At 48.0% G+C, this 16,550-nt stretch carries 17 protein-coding genes and 1 other annotated feature; of the genes, 13 read left to right on the top strand and 4 right to left on the bottom strand.

What is annotated here, in order from left to right:
- The first annotated feature begins 97 nt into the window (after window positions 1–97).
- From FB479_RS07145 to FB479_RS07130, 5 genes are all read left to right on the top strand, one after another.
- A complete protein-coding gene (locus FB479_RS07145; RefSeq protein ID WP_142063653.1) occupies window positions 98–1,534 on the top strand; it encodes an MDR family MFS transporter in 1,437 nt (478 codons plus the stop codon).
- 146 nt (window positions 1,535–1,680) lie between these two features.
- Entirely contained in the window at window positions 1,681–2,931 is a 1,251-nt protein-coding gene (locus tag FB479_RS07140) for a GNAT family N-acetyltransferase (RefSeq protein WP_142063650.1), read from the top strand.
- 90 nt (window positions 2,932–3,021) lie between these two features.
- A complete protein-coding gene (locus tag FB479_RS30420) occupies window positions 3,022–3,195 on the top strand; it encodes a hypothetical protein (protein ID WP_164724504.1) in 174 nt (57 codons plus the stop codon).
- 77 nt (window positions 3,196–3,272) lie between these two features.
- A complete protein-coding gene (locus tag FB479_RS07135; protein ID WP_142063647.1) occupies window positions 3,273–3,749 on the top strand; it encodes a PilZ domain-containing protein in 477 nt (158 codons plus the stop codon).
- Between the two features lie 116 nt (window positions 3,750–3,865).
- Window positions 3,866–5,008: a DUF2087 domain-containing protein gene (locus FB479_RS07130; protein WP_142063644.1), complete on the top strand. Its 1,143-nt coding sequence runs from the start codon at window positions 3,866–3,868 to the stop codon at window positions 5,006–5,008.
- Here FB479_RS07130 and FB479_RS07125 read toward each other — a convergent pair.
- The 3 genes from FB479_RS07125 to FB479_RS07115 all read right to left on the bottom strand — a co-directional run bounded on the left by FB479_RS07125 (window position 5,005) and on the right by FB479_RS07115 (window position 6,354).
- Window positions 5,005–5,322 (bottom strand): hypothetical protein, encoded by a 318-nt coding sequence (locus FB479_RS07125; RefSeq protein ID WP_142063641.1) that lies wholly within the window; start codon window positions 5,320–5,322, stop codon window positions 5,005–5,007. The genes FB479_RS07130 and FB479_RS07125 overlap by 4 nt on opposite strands.
- Window positions 5,323–5,445: 123 nt before the next feature.
- The gene (gene gerQ / locus FB479_RS07120) at window positions 5,446–5,898 is read right to left on the bottom strand and encodes a spore coat protein GerQ (RefSeq protein ID WP_106657507.1); all 453 of its coding nucleotides are present in this window, start codon (window positions 5,896–5,898) and stop codon (window positions 5,446–5,448) included.
- A 33-nt stretch (window positions 5,899–5,931) separates the two neighbouring features.
- Entirely contained in the window at window positions 5,932–6,354 is a 423-nt protein-coding gene (locus FB479_RS07115) for a cell wall hydrolase (RefSeq protein WP_106657508.1), read from the bottom strand.
- Window positions 6,355–6,522: 168 nt separating this feature from the next.
- Here FB479_RS07115 and FB479_RS07110 point away from each other — a divergent pair, with 168 nt between their 5' ends.
- The 3 genes from FB479_RS07110 to FB479_RS07100 are packed head-to-tail and all read left to right on the top strand — an operon-like array spanning window position 6,523 to window position 10,315.
- A complete protein-coding gene (locus tag FB479_RS07110; RefSeq protein ID WP_106657509.1) occupies window positions 6,523–6,939 on the top strand; it encodes a MerR family transcriptional regulator in 417 nt (138 codons plus the stop codon).
- Complete coding sequence (locus tag FB479_RS07105) at window positions 6,936–8,507, top strand: class I adenylate-forming enzyme family protein (RefSeq protein ID WP_142063638.1); 1,572 nt, start codon at window positions 6,936–6,938, stop codon at window positions 8,505–8,507. The genes FB479_RS07110 and FB479_RS07105 overlap by 4 nt, the downstream gene beginning before the upstream one ends.
- Window positions 8,504–10,315 carry an acyl-CoA dehydrogenase family protein gene (locus FB479_RS07100; RefSeq protein WP_142063635.1) on the top strand — a complete coding sequence of 604 codons (1,812 nt, stop codon included), beginning with the start codon at window positions 8,504–8,506 and terminating at the stop codon, window positions 10,313–10,315. Before FB479_RS07105 ends, FB479_RS07100 begins: the two co-directional genes overlap by 4 nt.
- A 52-nt stretch (window positions 10,316–10,367) precedes the next feature.
- Here FB479_RS07100 and FB479_RS07095 read toward each other — a convergent pair whose 3' ends face one another.
- On the bottom strand, window positions 10,368–10,934 hold the full coding sequence (locus tag FB479_RS07095) for a YqaA family protein (protein ID WP_106657512.1): 567 nt from the start codon (window positions 10,932–10,934) through the stop codon (window positions 10,368–10,370).
- 206 nt (window positions 10,935–11,140) lie between these two features.
- On the opposite strand from FB479_RS07095, the gene FB479_RS07090 reads away from it, so the two are divergent.
- From FB479_RS07090 to thrS, 5 genes are all read left to right on the top strand, one after another.
- Window positions 11,141–11,572 (top strand): hypothetical protein, encoded by a 432-nt coding sequence (locus FB479_RS07090; protein WP_142063632.1) that lies wholly within the window; start codon window positions 11,141–11,143, stop codon window positions 11,570–11,572.
- A gap of 122 nt (window positions 11,573–11,694) precedes the next feature.
- On the top strand, window positions 11,695–11,919 hold the full coding sequence (locus FB479_RS07085) for a hypothetical protein (RefSeq protein ID WP_106657514.1): 225 nt from the start codon (window positions 11,695–11,697) through the stop codon (window positions 11,917–11,919).
- Between the two features lie 146 nt (window positions 11,920–12,065).
- Window positions 12,066–13,172 (top strand): cyclic dehypoxanthinyl futalosine synthase, encoded by a 1,107-nt coding sequence (mqnC, locus tag FB479_RS07080; protein WP_106657515.1) that lies wholly within the window; start codon window positions 12,066–12,068, stop codon window positions 13,170–13,172.
- 178 nt (window positions 13,173–13,350) lie between these two features.
- Window positions 13,351–14,271 carry a putative sporulation protein YtxC gene (gene ytxC / locus FB479_RS07075; protein WP_142063629.1) on the top strand — a complete coding sequence of 307 codons (921 nt, stop codon included), beginning with the start codon at window positions 13,351–13,353 and terminating at the stop codon, window positions 14,269–14,271.
- Window positions 14,272–14,296: 25 nt separating this feature from the next.
- Window positions 14,297–14,532: a binding site (T-box leader), on the top strand.
- A gap of 60 nt (window positions 14,533–14,592) precedes the next feature.
- Window positions 14,593–16,506, top strand: coding sequence for a threonine--tRNA ligase (gene thrS, locus FB479_RS07070; protein ID WP_142063626.1), 1,914 nt, complete (start codon window positions 14,593–14,595; stop codon window positions 16,504–16,506).
- Window positions 16,507–16,550 lie beyond the last annotated feature (44 nt).

The following is a 16,550-nucleotide window of genomic DNA, read 5'->3' as shown; positions in this document are numbered from 1 at the left end:
TAGAGAAAGATTGCGAAAACATGTTCTCTAATGTGATATACTAGACAATGCTTTTTCACTGCTCGCGATCATGCGTAGATAGAGAGAGGAGATCGAGATGAGACTTCAGATTATGATTGCCCTAATGCTCTCGACATTCCTTGCTGCGATGGAAGGAACGATTGTGAGTACAGCCGTACCACGTATTACGAGTGATTTGGCAGGCTTTGAACAGGTGAGCTGGGTATATGCCATCTACATGCTTGCCACTGCCGTATCTGCTCCCATTTACGGCAAGCTGGCTGATTTATTTGGCCGAAAAAACGTTTTGTTAATCGGGATCGGCATCTTTTTGTTAGGTTCTACGCTCTGTGGAGTGGCGACGTCCATGTGGCAGCTCATTGTTTTCCGTGCCATCCAAGGCTTGGGTGCAGGTTCAGTCATGCCGATTACGATGACCATCATCGGTGATTTGTACACCGAGCAGACTGCCAGAGCAAAAGCGCAGGGCTGGATTAGCGCTGTATGGGGACTTTCCGGTGTGGCAGGTCCGTTGGTCGGAGGATTTTTGGTCGATACACTGACGTGGCGTTATATCTTTTTTCTTAACTTGCCTTTTGGACTTGTATCGTTTTTCATGCTCGTCTTTTTGTACAAGGAGAAGCTTGCCGTCAAAGAAAAGCGCCATATCGATTATCCGGGCGCGCTTATTTTTTCGGTCGGGACCATCGCCTTGTTGTATGCCTTGCTGACAGGCAGCCAAGATCAATCCTGGACCAGTCCGGTGACGATTTCCTTGATCGTATTTGCTTTGGTGACCTATCTGGTGTTTGTATCGGTGGAGAAGAAATCGCCTGAGCCGCTGATTCCGCTTTCGCTTTTTACCAATCGAAACGTGACCATGATCAATCTGCTGACGCTCTTGACCAATGGAATTGTCATCAGCATGGTGGTTTACTTGCCGATCTGGAGCCAGGGAGTTTTGGGAGAAAGTGCGACAATGGCTGGCTTTGTCCTGACACCGATGCCGGTTTGCTGGACGATCGGCTCTATCCTTGCCGGGAACTTGCTAGGCAAGCTGAGAGCTGAACAATTGTTTATCACAGGGACAGCCGTTCTGACGGTAGCGACAACATTGTTGAGCCTCCTGTCCTCTCAGTCAGCGGGATACCTCATTTATGTGGCTGTAGGCTTGATTGGTTTGGGAATGGGACTCATTTCCCCGATCATCATGGTAAAAATCCAATCATCCGTTGCAGTCGACAAGAGGGGGACTGCCGTTGCCCTCAATACATTCACGGGTACATTTAGCCAAACCTTCGGGGCGGCTGTATTCGGAATGTTGTTCAACATGGTGACTGTAGCAAGTGGTCATACGAATTTAGGGGCCTCGTTTGAACAGGGATCGATCCCTGTGGCACAGCTGGCACAGATCCGAGACTTATTGGCTAGTGGTGTTCATGTGGTCTTCACGGGCACCTTAGTGCTTGCGACAGGCAGCTTTGTTCTGACGCTTTTGATAGCAAAAGGAAACCGAGTCAAGCAGACACATTAAACCGAAGACGTCCGCCGAGTGCGGGCGTTTTTCAATAATTGGTTACAGTTTTCCAAAAAATACAAACTTCATATTGCCAGTTGTTACTTTCATCGTTACTATTTTCCTAGATGCCCAAATTCTTGTGGACAGGAGTGCATGAGACGATGGAGGAGATTCGACCGGTTTCCATTGACGATATCGATGAGGTCGTTAGGATTGCAGCAATGAGCTACCCTGGAAGCAATCTCCTGGGTGCTGAGAGCAGACAGCGATTTGCCGAACGCGTAAGGGAGACGATCGAAAACGACCCACATGTCAGCTACCACGGATGCTACCATGATGGACGACTATTGGGTATAATGAAATGGTATGATTTTCCTATGAATGTTCACGGTACACCGCTTTTGACTGGGGGGATTGGGCTGGTCGCCGTAGACCTTTTGCATAAAAAGGAAAAAGTGGCCATGTCAATGCTGCAAGGTTTTCTTTCCAGCTATCGGGAGCGGGGAATCTCGCTGGTCTCTCTCTATCCGTTTCGTGTTGATTTTTACAAGCAAATGGGTTTTGGAATAGGGACCAAGGTTCACCAATACAAGTTCAAGCCGTCCAGCCTGCCGTTTGTAGGCAAGGACAAAATCGTCTATATAGGAAAAGAGGACAAGGAAGAACTGTCAGCTTGCTATCATCGAATCGCCCGTCAAACGCATGGCATGATCAAGCGAACAGATCGAGAATGGGACAGACTTCTCGATAGTCCTGAATTGATTACCGTCGGCTACAAAAAGGAAGGGAGGCTAGGTGGCTATCTCGCTTTCCAGTTCCAGAGCGCCCATGAAAAAAACAGAATCTTCAACAACATTGAAGTGAGAGAATTTCTGTATGAGAGCCGCGAAGCACTTGCGCAACTGCTTTCTTTCCTGCGTAGCCAGGCCGATCAGATTCAAAGGATTGAGTTCACGACGCCGGACGAAGATTTCCACTTGTTGCTATCTGATCCGGGCAATGGGACGGATTCGCTGTTGTGGAGCATTTATCATGAGAGCCATGTATCTGGAGTCGGTCTGATGTATCGGATCATTGATGTACCGGGATTTTTCCGTCAGCTGTCCCACCACCATTTTGGTTCGGAAACGGTAAATATGAAGCTGACGATCCGCGATTCGTTTCTGCCTGAGAACGCAGGAACATGGCTCATCAAGTTTGTCGATGGACGTCCGGAACTAGGGGAGGCAGTGGAGCCTGACATTTCAGTGCAGCTAGATATTTCGGATTTTTCTTCGCTCGTGATGGGTGTAGTAACTGCCCGCAAGCTGTATCAATACGGGCAATTGGAGCTGGATGCCCCAGAAAAGCTTCCCATTTTGGATAGGCTGTTTGCTGTTCCCGAGAAGCCGCGAAGTGTGACTACCTTCTAGAAAAAAGGATTCGTCACGTTTTTGACACATTTGGTTATCTTATTTTGCTTCCTCCCATATGTTGTTAGTAAATGGGAGGAGGCAGGTTTTATGATGTTTCTTACACTGGTTATCTTTTTTGCGTTTCTTTTGATTGTTTGGGTGGTCGTTAGACTCCTCTTCCGGCTGGAAAAGCATGATTCCATCACACATGATGAGAGAGAATTATGGAATCGCTTTCAGGTGAAAGAGCAGGAGATCAGATACCGAAAGCCCAAAAAATAAAAAGAAAGGCGCCAAGATGACAGGCGCTCTTTCTTTTGCGTGTTACCCACTATGAGAAGAGAAAGAAGGAGAAAACAATGCCAGGTAGATCAGAGGGGCATCAACGTGAATTTTTTCGCTTACGTCTAGAATACGCCCTCTGTGCAGACATGACCATTGTGCTGGTCAAAGGGAAAACCATGGAGATTGGGAGCACGCAGGTATTGATCGAGGATATCGGGGCAGGTGGACTTCGTTTTCTCTCTCATCTCAAAATGCCGGCAAATGACCAGCTCGTTCTGCAGTTTGCGACGGAATTGTGCGGACAGGCTCTGAAAATGTACGGCCACGTAGTCCGCACGATTCCGTGGGAAACGGACTATTACGAATACGCTGTACGGTTTACGATGGAAGAGGAACAACATCTGGAGATTAATCGCTTGGTGAACCGATTGGCGATCCGCTATCGGCAGAAACGGTCAGCAACAGAAGGACGTTTCTTTAAAGGAGATCGCCTGGCATTTTTAAAAGAGTTGGCGCAAGCAAGTCTTGCGATGCGAGCCAGTGAAGCATAGACAAAAAGGCTTTCTGTTGTGCGATTACACAACAGAGAGCTTTTTTGTTTGACATAAAACAAACATGATGATAAGTTATCTATAATAAATCAAACGAATAAAGGTTGTGTTTATAGATGAGTCTTCATGAAGCATTTTGGAGCGCTTCCCTTCAAGAATGGAAGCAAGGTTACATCGAACAAGACGAACATTTTATGTGTTTGCTCTGTGGGGAACAGGTGGAGAAAGGAATCATTTATCCAGTAGAGGGTGTCCTGTACGAAGCGTCCCGCTTTATGCGCCATCATATCGAGGCTGCGCACGGTTCGGTCTTTACTCACCTGAGCCAGTTGGATAAACGATTGACGGGCTTGTCTGATCATCAGGTTAATTTGCTTCGCCTTTTTTACCAAGGCAAGACAGACGCCGAGGTTCAACATGAAATGGGGATTGGCAGTGCATCGACGATCCGTAATCACCGCTTTGCACTCAAGGAAAAAGAACGTCAGGCCAAGGTATTCCTGGTCATGATGGAATTATTGCATGAAGCGGATAAAAATCAATCGTCTAATGATGCCAAATCAAGTAAGCAAAAGAATTCCACGAAAGATGGCGATGTCACAGAGTATGCTGCGATCGTAAAGAAATTCCTGCCGAATGGACTCTCAGGTCGATTAGAGCGATTCCCGCGCAAGCAAAAGCATAAACTCATCTTACTCGAAGAGATTTCCAAAAAGTTTGAGCTCGATCGTTTCTACTCCGAGCGGGAAGTGAATGAGATTTTGGAAGGTCTCTACGACGATTATGTGACCTTGCGGAGATATTTAGTCGATGTTGGGTTGATGGACAGACAGGCTGACGGCAGTCAATATTGGAGGATCGCTGTGGAAAATGAAGGAGAGGAACGGGGGGCGCAACAGATGAATCGCAAACAAGAGCTCAAGCAGATGTATAAAGAAGTAGAAGTCGATGCAGGTGTTTATCAAATCAAAAACAAGCAGAATGACAAAGTTTTCATCGCCAGCACGAATAACCTAAAAACGATCAACGGTAGAAAGTTTATGCTTCAGCATGGCTCGCATCCGAATCGTGAGCTGCAAAAAGACTGGGATAAATACGGTCCGGACGCTTTTGAAATCGAAGTACTAGAGAAGGTGGAGAAGAAAGACCATCCGTACTTTGACTTGAAGGATGCACTGGAAAAACTCGAAGATAAATGGATGAAAAAGCTGGCGCCTTATGGTGAGCAGGGCTACCACGTGCAAAAAGATCCGTCCTAGTCTCGTCCATCATCCAGCATGCGGAAGCGCTCCAAGTGATCCCACAAGCCTTCCTTTTGCAAGACCTGGATTTGTTTTTCGCCAAGTAAATCAAAATGTGGGAAGGGTGCACGGTTATGAATGTAGACAGGATCGAGTCCGTTGGCAATGCACCAGTCTGTCAGTAACGAGTAATTGGCACAGCCTACTTTGGTAACGGTTTTGATTCCAGGAAACCGGGGGTCCAGCCAATAGTGGGTGAGAAATGCCAATTCGCCTCGACTAACGGCTTGCTTCCAGCGGTTTAGTTCATCTCGTGTAATCCCAAATGCCACTCTTCCTCATCCTTTGCAAAGCGGTCGTGTTTCTAACATTAATAGCATGGAATTGTATCGACGTCAAAAAGACAGTTCTCCCCGGGGATAGCCGACGAAAACTGTCTTTTTGTGCTTGGTTTTTTACCGAATTCCTGTTGGAAGCTGAGGCGCGATGTAATTCAACTCTTCGTCCGCCGTGATGTAATCCGTGTTGACCATGAGGAGCAAATAGCGTTTGCCGGTTTGCGGATCGCTGAGAATGATGTGGTCGCGGCCAGCCGTTTCGAGGACACCGCGGAAAATTTTAGCGTTCCATTGGCTGTTGTTTTCAAATGTTTGGTACACCGTAATGACTTTGCCTCGATTCAGGCGAAGGATGTTTTCGATGTACGATTCTTCCATCACTTGCCCAGGAGTGATGGGCGTTCCCGGAATCCAGGCTCCGCTTGGCTGCATCGGAACCAGTTGAGGTTGCTGCTGCTGAATCATCTGCTGCTGTTGCTGAGGCATGCCGTATGGATACTGGGCGGATGGGTACATGTCGTAGCCGTATTGTTGTTGAGGGAAACCAGTGTAAGGCATTTGTTGACTCATGATGAACTCGCTCCTTTATCTATCTATTCCTTTTTAATAGACCCGTGGACAATCTGCTGGTGTTGGAACGAAGAAGCAGTGTGCCTTAAAGCGACCGGAGTTTTGTTGATTCCACCAGGTAGCTGGACAGTTTCCGGCAGGACGGTAGAACCACAATGCGTTGCTCGCAGGGCGGGTTTTCTCTCCATTGATTGCACGCCGTGCCAGTCGTCTGTCTTTTTCCCTGGCCCGTTGATAGAAATACGGCTTCTGGATCGCTTCGAATCCTCCCGGAGATTGATAGACCATGTCACGCATGCTGCGAATGTTTTTGAAGTCAAGGCAGTTACCTAAAATCCGATTTACCCCAACGTTGCCAACCATCAACATGCCCAACTCACCTTCGCCCTCAGCCTCTGCGCGGATCAGCCTGGCAAGCATATCTACATCATTGGAGTTCGCTTTGATGACGGCCATTGCTTCACCTCCTTCCACAAAAATCACAATAACAATATATGGGCGAATAATAGATTGGTGATTGGCCCGATAAATTTTTCATCAAGTTGACGTTTACGTAAACGGAAGTTACAATCGTTTTATTCGGTAAATTCATAATTTTATAAACATAAGTAAGGGGCGCTTGATATGAGCAGAGAAGGAATACAGAAGGAAGAATCGTGGACCATCTCTGATCTTGCTCAACAATTGGATGTCAGCACCAGAACGATTCGGTACTACGAGGAGCTCGGCTTGATTTCCCCCAGTCGGACAGAAAAGGGAAGCAGGCACTACAGCCGCAAGGATCGTGCCAGGCTGCGACTCATTCTGCGAGGGAAGCGATTCGGATTTTCGTTGGATCAGATTCGCGAGATGATTGAGCTGTTCGGTGAGGACCGTACAGGTCGTGCCCAGCTTTTGCGAACGATTGAGTACGGCAACCAAAAGCTGGCTGAGATCGACGAGAAAATCATGGAACTCCGACAACTGAGAGAAGACATTCTCGTCTACAAGCAAAACTTTGAACAAAAATTGCTTGAAGAAAATGAGGAGGAGAAACGATGAACGTATCAGCTCTGCTCGCAGCAAACGGAAGGAAATACCCTGACAAGTCCGCTCTGGTTGCCGGAGATGTAGAGGTCAGCTTTTCCCAGTGGGATACACGCTCTACTCAGTGGGCTTGCCATTTGCGAGAGCTTGGCATCGACCAAGGGGATCGGGTTGTCATGCTGATGCCCAATTGCCCGGAGTTTGCCATTTTTTACGTCGCCGTCATTCGCAGTGGAGCCCTCGTCGTACCGATTCATGCACGTTCAACACAAGAAGAAGTACGACAAATATGTGAACATGCCGGAGCAAAGGCACTTCTTGTTCATGATGCCCTCGTGCCTATCGTGAATGAGTGGGTCCTTCAAGCGCCACAGCTTGTAGCAATCAAAACAGGTGCGAGGCAAGGGAATTGGTATGGAATCGCTGACTGGGATGCCAGTGGCGTGTCTTTTGATAAAATGAATACGCTTACTTCACAGCCGTATTTGGCGAACATGAACGAAGATAGCGAGGTCAGCATCCTGTTTACATCTGGCACAACTGGACGGCCTAAAGGGGTGCTGTATACACATAGAAGCTTATTGACTGTCGCGAAAATGATGTCAATTGAACTGACGATGACACATCGCTCACGAATTTTGCATTTGATGCCGCTGAGTCATTCGGCTCCCCTCCATCTGTTTTTCATTGCAGGGCTTATGCTTGGCGCCACCCAGGTAATGGCTCTTACCTTTTCGCCGCAGCTTCTTTTGGATTTGGTGCAGCAGCATCGGATTACGCATTTCTTCGGAGCGCCAGTGGCGTATTTGCTGACGATGAAACATCCCGAGTTTGCGACGTACGATTTGTCTTCCATCGAATATTGGATGTATGGCGGGGCTCCGTTGTCCAAAGAGATGGCTTCGCTCATGGAAGAAGCTTATGGTCGCGATAAACTGGCGTGCGTCTACGGCTTGACGGAGGTGGGGCCAACCGGAATGTGTCTCTTGCACCGAGAGCACCCGGACAAAATCGGCAGTATCGGCAATCGTGGTGTATTGTTCGCCGAAATGGAGGTTGTAGACGAGCGAGGAGAGCGATGCGCCAATGGCGAAGCGGGCGAAATTCGCTTGCGCGGAGAAGGGACAATGGAAGGATACTACAACAATCCAGAGGCCACAGCAGAAACTATACGCGATGGTTGGGTGTACACAGGCGATATTGCACGCGTGGATGAGGATGGATTTCTGTGGATGATTGATCGCAAAAAAGACGTGATGATTACGGGCGGGGTAAACGTCTACCCAAAGGAAATCGAGCAGTTGTTAGAGCGTCATCCTTCGATTGGCGAGGTAGCTGTTGTAGGTTTGCCGCATCCTGAGTGGGGTGAGACGGTTACGGCCTATGTGGTGCTGAAACCAGGAGTCGATACCAATCGAGAGTGGCTAGAGGAAATCCCAGGCTTTTTGCGTGGTCATCTCGCCGATTACAAGCTCCCGCGACAGGTGAAAATCGTTCCTGCGCTGCCGCGGAACACGAGCGGAAAAGTCCTGAAGCATGTATTGCGTGATGTCAGTTCCCAAAAGGAAGTGGAACTGCGATGAGTGATTTGCAAACGAGCATTGATCAGCGAACATACAGCGACAACATCCCGCATCCGCGTACGCCACAGGAGCAAAACTTTTTCAAAGAAGATCCCAACCTCCATTACTTGCTGGAACGTTATCTCCCTGCTTCCATGCATGAATGGGCAAGACAGCAGTTGAGCTGGCTAGGTGCGCAAGTGGCAGGACCCATCGATGAGCGTGCCGCCTATACAGACAGAGAAGGCAAGCCAAGATTGCGCAAGTACAATCGGTTGGGTGAGGATATTTCCGAGATCATTACCAATGAAGGCTACAAGGAAACAGTAGCGGAGGTTTACGGAGCGGGCATCGTCAGCTATTTGTATCAAGAAATTCCTGAGCTGGGGAAAAAAGCGCCGTATAGCTATTCCTTTTTCATGGGCTATCTCGTGAGTCAGTCTGAGCCGGGCTTCTATTGCCCTGTCACCTTGTCCATGTCAGCCGCTTATTTAATTGATCGCTATGGCAGCGAAGAACAAAAGGAGCAGTATCTAACAGGACTGACCTCTCGCGATCGCAATCACTTCTATGAGGGAGCTACTTGGCTGACGGAGAGACAGGGCGGCTCGGATGTCGGTGCGAATTTGACTGTAGCAGAGCCAGTAGCAGGTCGGCCCGGTGTGTACCGATTGACAGGAGAAAAGTTTTTTGCGAGCAATGCTGGAGCATTTGTTGCGACTGTTTTGGCGAGAATCGATGAGGAGAAACCGGGGACAAAAGGGCTCGGACTGTTTTTGGTGCCATGGATAAAGCCTGACAACGAACGCAATCATATCCAGGTCCGCCGCTTGAAAGATAAGCTGGGAGTCAACGCTGTACCATCTGCGGAGATACTATTGAACGGGGCAGAGGGCTATTTGATCGGGGAGCCTCAGAACGGCTTCAAGTACATGGCAGAAGCCCTGAACCTCTCTCGCATTTGCAACGCGATTGCTTCGATTGGGATTATGCGTCGAGCTTTTTACGAAGCGAAGTATTATGCCGAGCAACGTCGTGCATTCGGGAAACCAATCGATCAGTACCCGATGGTTATAGAAATGCTGGTCAGCCTCTTATTGGATACGGAGGTCAGCACGGGTGCGGTGTTTGATATGATTGCTGTCTATGATCGCTTGCAGTCTGATTCCGCTAGCAAAGAGGATAACGCGCTTGCTCGCCTGCTGATTCCTTTGCTGAAATACCGTACAGGGGAAGAGGCTGTCGAATCGACCCATACCGCGATTGAAATTCATGGCGGTAACGGCTATATCGAGGAATACGTGACGCCGCGTCTGTTGCGAGATGCGCAAGTTTTGACCGTATGGGAAGGCACCTCGAATATACTTGCACTCGATATTTTGCGTGTGATGCAAAAAGAAAACAGCCACGAAGTGTTTAACAGATTGCTTCGGGAACGGATAGCTGGCTGGAAGCATGCCTTTTCACAGCCGTACGCCGAGTTGGTTCGGAAAGAGCTGGCCATCCTGGAGGAAAATATCGCCTATCTCATGAAACAGACCCAAGATTATTTGACGTACAAATTAAAAGCGCTCGCGGACCATATGGTAGATTTGTACACCTTATCGTGCATCGTCAGCGAAGCAGAGGATCAGGTGACACGTGAGGGAAATGCGCGCAAATACATTTTGGCAAAGCTGTATGCCGTAAAGCATTTCCATTCACAAGAAAAGCGGGGGATTCAAGCTGATTCTTTGCTGGATGTACAGTTCTTTACCCAACTGGTGGAGTATCAGTCTGTCAGCGCAGAAGAGTGGGCGCAACAGTCCGCTATTGTTCCGACCCGATAATCAAAAAGCGCCTTTCGACCACTTGTTGAGGTGGCTAGGGCGCTTTTGATTTTTACGCGTATCGCTTGCGGCGGATGTTCCAAATAAACCAGATCGCAGCAACTACTGTTGCGACCGCCAGCAGAGTGATCTCAAAGTATTCATCGATTAGAACCTTTGCGTGTTTTCCGTATAAATAAAACAAGGTGCCAATCAAATAAAACTTCAATCCCCGCCCAATGACCGCATAAAACATGAGCTTGGTCAGCGAGTAATTGAATACGCCAGAGAGCACAGTGAAAACCTTGAAAGGAATGGGGGTAAAAGCTCCGATCAGTACGGCAGCATCCCCGTTTTTTGCGAATTTTTCCGTCGCTACGATAACCCATTTTTCAGGGAGAATCTTGTGCAAAAGTGGTTTTCCCAGCCATCTCCCCAACAAAAATCCGATGGGAGCGCCGAGGACGGAAGCAGTAAAGGCTACTGTCGCAAACTGAATCGCTGAGCCTGGATCGAGCAGACTCATCGCAATTTGCATAAAAAACGGAGGAATCGGACTAATAAATGAGTCCAAAAATGCCATGGCAACGAGTCCCCACATCCCATATTGCATGAATAGCTGTGTGATATGTTCGAGCATGAGCATCTCCTTACGAGGTTTTTTCTATTGTAGCTATCCTATGCCAGTTTGTCCAAAGAAAGACCACAACGAAAGTTTGATGTCGAGAGGGAAAATAAGGAAAATAGGACGATTGGCCCATCAATTGATTTCCAAAATATCCCGAATATAAGATGGTGTGGAAATATAAGAGGGACCATCATGTCATTACGAAAGGGATATTTTTTATGAAAATGCCATTATGTATCAAAGTCATTCAAGGGTTTATGCTGTTGCAAGTCATCGTATTGGGAGGGCTCTATTTTGTGGTTGCACAGGCGGACCCGATGAATTTGAGTCACTGGGCCAGTAAAATGGTGTTCAGCGCGGTAACTATGCCAGAAGATATGTTAGATCAAAGCTATGCGTTAGGAAGAATGCAAGGAAGATTCATGCTTCCACTGATCATCACGACTTTATTGTTTATCTTCATACAGATGAGGTTTTTCAAGTCGTCGATTGTCATCATAAGTTTGGCGATCTTACTCGATATAAGCAATGGGACTTTCTTGATCGCAATGGTGTATGTAGCCCTTCTTTTGGTTGTGACCCACAACAAACAATCGAAGGTATATTTTAATCGAAGTCAGAATCAAGTTGCGCAGACGGTTTCAAAATAAGTGGTCCAATGAGCATTATCTCAGGGCGAATATTGGTAGTGAAGTCCTTGTTTTTCATTGACGCTAGGAAAGATTATCCACTAAAATGAAGGGAAACAGGACAAACATCATGGGAGGAACCAATGAAAACATTGGGTTCGGGAAAAGCCGTTTTCTATGCGCCAAACGGGACTAACTTGCAATTGTCAGGGGAAATTGACGTACGTGGTGATCGGGTATCCATAACAGAAATCATCTATTTTAATGGCAAACCAAACGGAGCGCGCGAAACGAATTTGCCACTCGCGCAAACCGTGATTTACTGGGAGCCAGAAGTATACGAACAGATCGGATATGAAGAACAATAAGAATCATTGCGATTCCAAACCCTGTCTCTTGCAGGGTTTTTTCGCGTATGGCAGCGAATCTGTCAGCACCTCGGGCTATAGCCGATGTCCCGGTATTGTGTTATGATGTGGGATGGAATTTACGTATGGTACAAGGAGTGATCCTTATGATCGATTCTATATTGGAACGTGCTCTCGCAGGTGAACGACTGGGTCTCGAAGACGGTCTGGCTTTGTTTGCGAGCAATGAAATCGAAAAGATCGGACATTATGCCAATCTGGTCATGCAAAAGCATCATCCAGAACCGATTGCGACTTTTGTCATTAGTCGCAACGTCAATTACACGAACGTATGTGACACGTATTGCCGCTTTTGTGCCTTTTACCGAGCTCCAGGTTCTTCCGAAGGATACGTTCTCCCCAGAGAAACGATTTTCCAAAAAATTCAGGAGACCGTGGACGTTGGCGGTACAGAAATCTTGATGCAAGGCGGTACCAACCCAGATCTGAAACTGGATTATTACACCGACCTCTTGCGCGCGATCAAAGAACGCTTCCCGCAAATTACGATGCACTCACTGTCTGTAGCGGAAGTGATGAAAATCGCGGAAGTTTCCAACATGTCTGTCGAGGAAGTGCTGAAAGAGCTGAAGGCAGCGGGTCTTGATTCCTTGCCGGGAGCGGGTGGCGAAATCCTCGATGATCGTACACGTCGGAAGATTTCCCGTTTGAAGGGTTCTTGGACAGAATGGATTGACACTCAAAAAGCAGCACACCGTGCAGGCTTGCCTGGCACTGCTACCATGGTAATTGGTTTTGGAGAAGAGATGGAGGAGCGCGTACTGTCCCTTCTGCGCATTCGTGATGCGCAAGATGAGACAGGCGGATTCAAAGCGTTCATCGTCTGGACATTCCAACCGGACAACACCAATATGAAGGCAGTCAACAACACGCCAGAGGAATACTTGAAAACACTGGCAATTAGCCGCCTTATGCTGGATAATATCGAAAACTTCCAATCTTCGTGGGTGACGATGGGCCCGCATTACGGTCAGCTTTCTCTCTCTTATGGAGCGAACGATTTTGGCCAAACGATGATGGAAGAAAACGTTGTTTCCGCAGCGGCATGTACGTACAAGGTCAATACAAACCAAATTTTGGAGCTCATCCGCGGCGCAGGCAAAATCCCTGCACAGCGCAACACACAATATGACATTTTGCGCGTTTTCAAAGACGGCGAGATGGCAGAACGTGATTTTGTGATGCAAAACTAAATAACCTCCAAACGCTTCTCTGCCCCCTCTAACAAAGGGAAACCGGCAGGAAGCGTTTTTTGGTTTTTTAATCAGGAATTTTTTACCTGCAACCTTCCCTGAGTTTCCAACCGTTTAAAAGTATATCGCTCCTGACGGGACATATACTGTAACTACAATGGCGGTTGGGGGGATGGTTATGCAGACGTTTCGCGTATTGCTGGAGAATGTCCCTGAGCATTGTGACACGTATCGGGCTATCGTAAATGAGATGACGGAGCGGGTCAACACTGCACCGGTGCGCATTACATACAGGGAGCAAGAAGAGAATGGATACCTCTTGTTCTACTTTCAAAGCTGGTGTGAGAGTGAGTATGACGCGCAGACCATCGAGTGGGCGAGAGCCTTCGTTGCTCTTACATTAGCCGAATGGGTCATTCAGGTGAAGGAACCGAAAATTATGGAAGAAATGGCAGCTGACTTGCTCGCTGCCGAACAAATGGAGACCGAGTGGGCAGAGATTTTTCCTTATATTCAACGCATGTGCCAAGAAGTCGAGCTTGATGGCAGGGAACTGTTAACGGCTACGACACGCAAGGCAAACGTATATCGCAACGTTTTCACCTATCTGGAATGGGAGAGAACGATTAACGTCTTGGGCTTCGTCCGGTTTCGACTGCAGGACCATTGGAACGAGCTGTTCGAACTCGTGGAAACTGGCATTGATGAATATCTGGAAGACAAGCAATACCAAGAGTTTGTCGAGCTGTTGCGCTATTTCATTGCTGTACAGGAAACCAAGCAGGAAGTCGTTCATGTCGTTCCTAGTGTGGACAAACCTTTCCATCTTTATGATAAAAAAGGGGATCGTCTTTGGCTTGAACAGTTGGATACCGTTCTGAACATGGACGAACAAAAATGCAGGGACGAGGATTATTTGGTCAGTGCTTTGGTTACACTGGCTCCTGAGAGTATCGTGCTCCATATGGCTTCGGAAAAGCCTGGGCTTGCACAGACGATCCGCAGTATTTTTGACAGTCGGCTGGTCACTTGCCACTCTTGTTCGCTTTGCCTATCCGAGCGACGTGTACTTGACGGGAATAATCCCTCTAAACTATAATAGCAACAACAACTTTACATCGCTTATAAATACGATGAGAAGGACACGGACAATAGTATGGACGCTCTAGAGAGGCGGGCCACAGGCTGGAAGCTCGCTGCGAACTGTTATTGATCTACCACCTTCGAGTAGCTGCCGGGAACGAAGCGTAGGCTTTTACTATCGGTATGCCGGTTAAATACCGTTACATGGAATGAGGAGTCTGTTTTTGTGAACAGACTTGAAGTAGGGTGGTACCGCGAGAACACACTCGTCCCTTTTTGGGGATGAGTGTTTTTTTATTTTCTCAACCAAACAAGATACAGGAAGGAAGAATCCGCAGTGGCACAAATTCATGTTACTTTCCCAGATGGAGCCGTTCGTCAATACGACGCTGGGATTACGATCGAAGACATCGCAGGCTCCATTAGCTCTAGCCTGAAGAAAAAGGCAGTAGCTGGTAAAAAAGACGGCAAGGTTGTCGATCTGTACACAGAACTCACAGATGACGCAGCGATTGAAATCGTTACCCTCGATTCTGCCGACGGGTTGGAAGTATACCGCCACAGTACAGCTCACTTGCTCGCTCAAGCGGTAAAACGCATTTATGGCGCGGAAGTGAAGTTCGGTATCGGTCCTGTGATCGAAGATGGCTTCTATTACGACATGGATATTCCGGTTTCCCTTTCCCCAGAGGATTTGGGCAAAATCGAAGCAGAAATGGAAAAAATCGTGAAGGAAGACCTGCCAATTCGCCGCAAAGTCGTAAGCCGCGAAGAAGCAACTGCGATTTTCCAAGAACTGAACGATCACCTGAAGCTGGAGCTGATTCGCGACCTGCCAGAGGATGCGACTATCACACTGTATGAGCAAGGCGAATTTTTCGACCTCTGTCGTGGTCCGCACTTGCCGTCCACTGGCTACATCAAAGCATTCAAGCTGATGAGCGTGGCAGGTGCATACTGGCGCGGAAAAGCAGAAAACCAAGTTCTGCAACGTGTATACGGTACAGCTTGGCCGAAAAAAGCAGACATGGATGAATATCTGCACTTCATCGAAGAAGCGAAAAAGCGCGATCACCGCAAATTGGGTAAAGAGCTGGGACTGTTCATGTTCTCCGAGGAAGCACCAGGTATGCCGTTCTACCTGCCAAAAGGCTTCACTGTTCGCAACGAGCTGGAGCAATTCTCCCGCCGTCTGCAACAATTGGCACAATACACAGAAGTACGCTCTCCGTTCCTCATGAACGAGCGTCTCTGGAAAGAATCCGGTCACTGGGATCACTACAAAGAGAACATGTACTTCTCTGAAGTAGACAACGCGACTTACGCTTTGAAGCCAATGAACTGCCCAGGTCACATGCTGATCTATAAAAACGAGATGCATTCCTACCGCGACCTGCCGATCCGTTACTCCGAGTTCGGGCAAGTTCACCGCCATGAGTACTCCGGGGCATTGAATGGAATGCTGCGGGTGCGCACCTTCTGCCAGGATGACGCGCACGTATTTGTCCGTCCTGATCAGATCGCGAGTGAAATCAAAGGCATGATCACTTTGATTGACAGCATCTACAAGGTGTTTGGCTTCGAATACAGTGTAGCTCTGTCCACTCGTCCGGAAGATTCCATGGGCTCTGATGAGCTGTGGGAAGCAGCGGAAGGCTCTCTGAAAACAGTGTTGGAAGAGCTCGGTATGGCATACGAAATCAAGGAAGGCGACGGTGCGTTCTACGGACCGAAGATTGACTTCCAAATTACCGACGCGCTGAAACGCCGTCACCAATGCGGAACGATCCAGCTGGACTTCCAAATGCCAGAGAAATTCGACCTGACTTACGTGGGTCAAGACAACGAGAAGCATCGTCCAGTTGTCTTGCACCGTGCGATGTACGGCTCCATGGAGCGCTTCATTGGTATCCTGATCGAGCACTACGCAGGTGCATTCCCGATTTGGCTGACTCCAATCCAGGCACGCATCATGAACATCAGCGAAGTGCACATGCCATATGCAGAACAAGTAAGAGAAAAGCTGCAACAAGCTGGCATTCGCGTAGAGCTGGATGGCCGCAATGAGAAAATCGGCTACAAAATCCGTGAAGCACAAGTTGAAAAAATCCCGTACATGCTGGTCATCGGTGAAAAAGAGGTGGCTGACGGTACACTGTCCGTCCGCAAACGCGGAGTAGGCGATGAAGGCGCGATGACAGTGGATGCGTTTGTAGAGAAAATCCGCGCTGAAATCAATGAAATGAAGTAATAATGCATAGAAGTAAAGCCGCTCTGAAGTTTTGGGCGGCTTTT

Source organism: Brevibacillus sp. AG162 (assembly GCF_006715575.1).
In the GTDB taxonomy this organism is placed as follows: domain Bacteria; phylum Bacillota; class Bacilli; order Brevibacillales; family Brevibacillaceae; genus Brevibacillus; species Brevibacillus brevis.
Note: the sequence above shows the minus strand (reverse complement) of the source record. Positions and strands in the feature narration are given on the sequence as shown.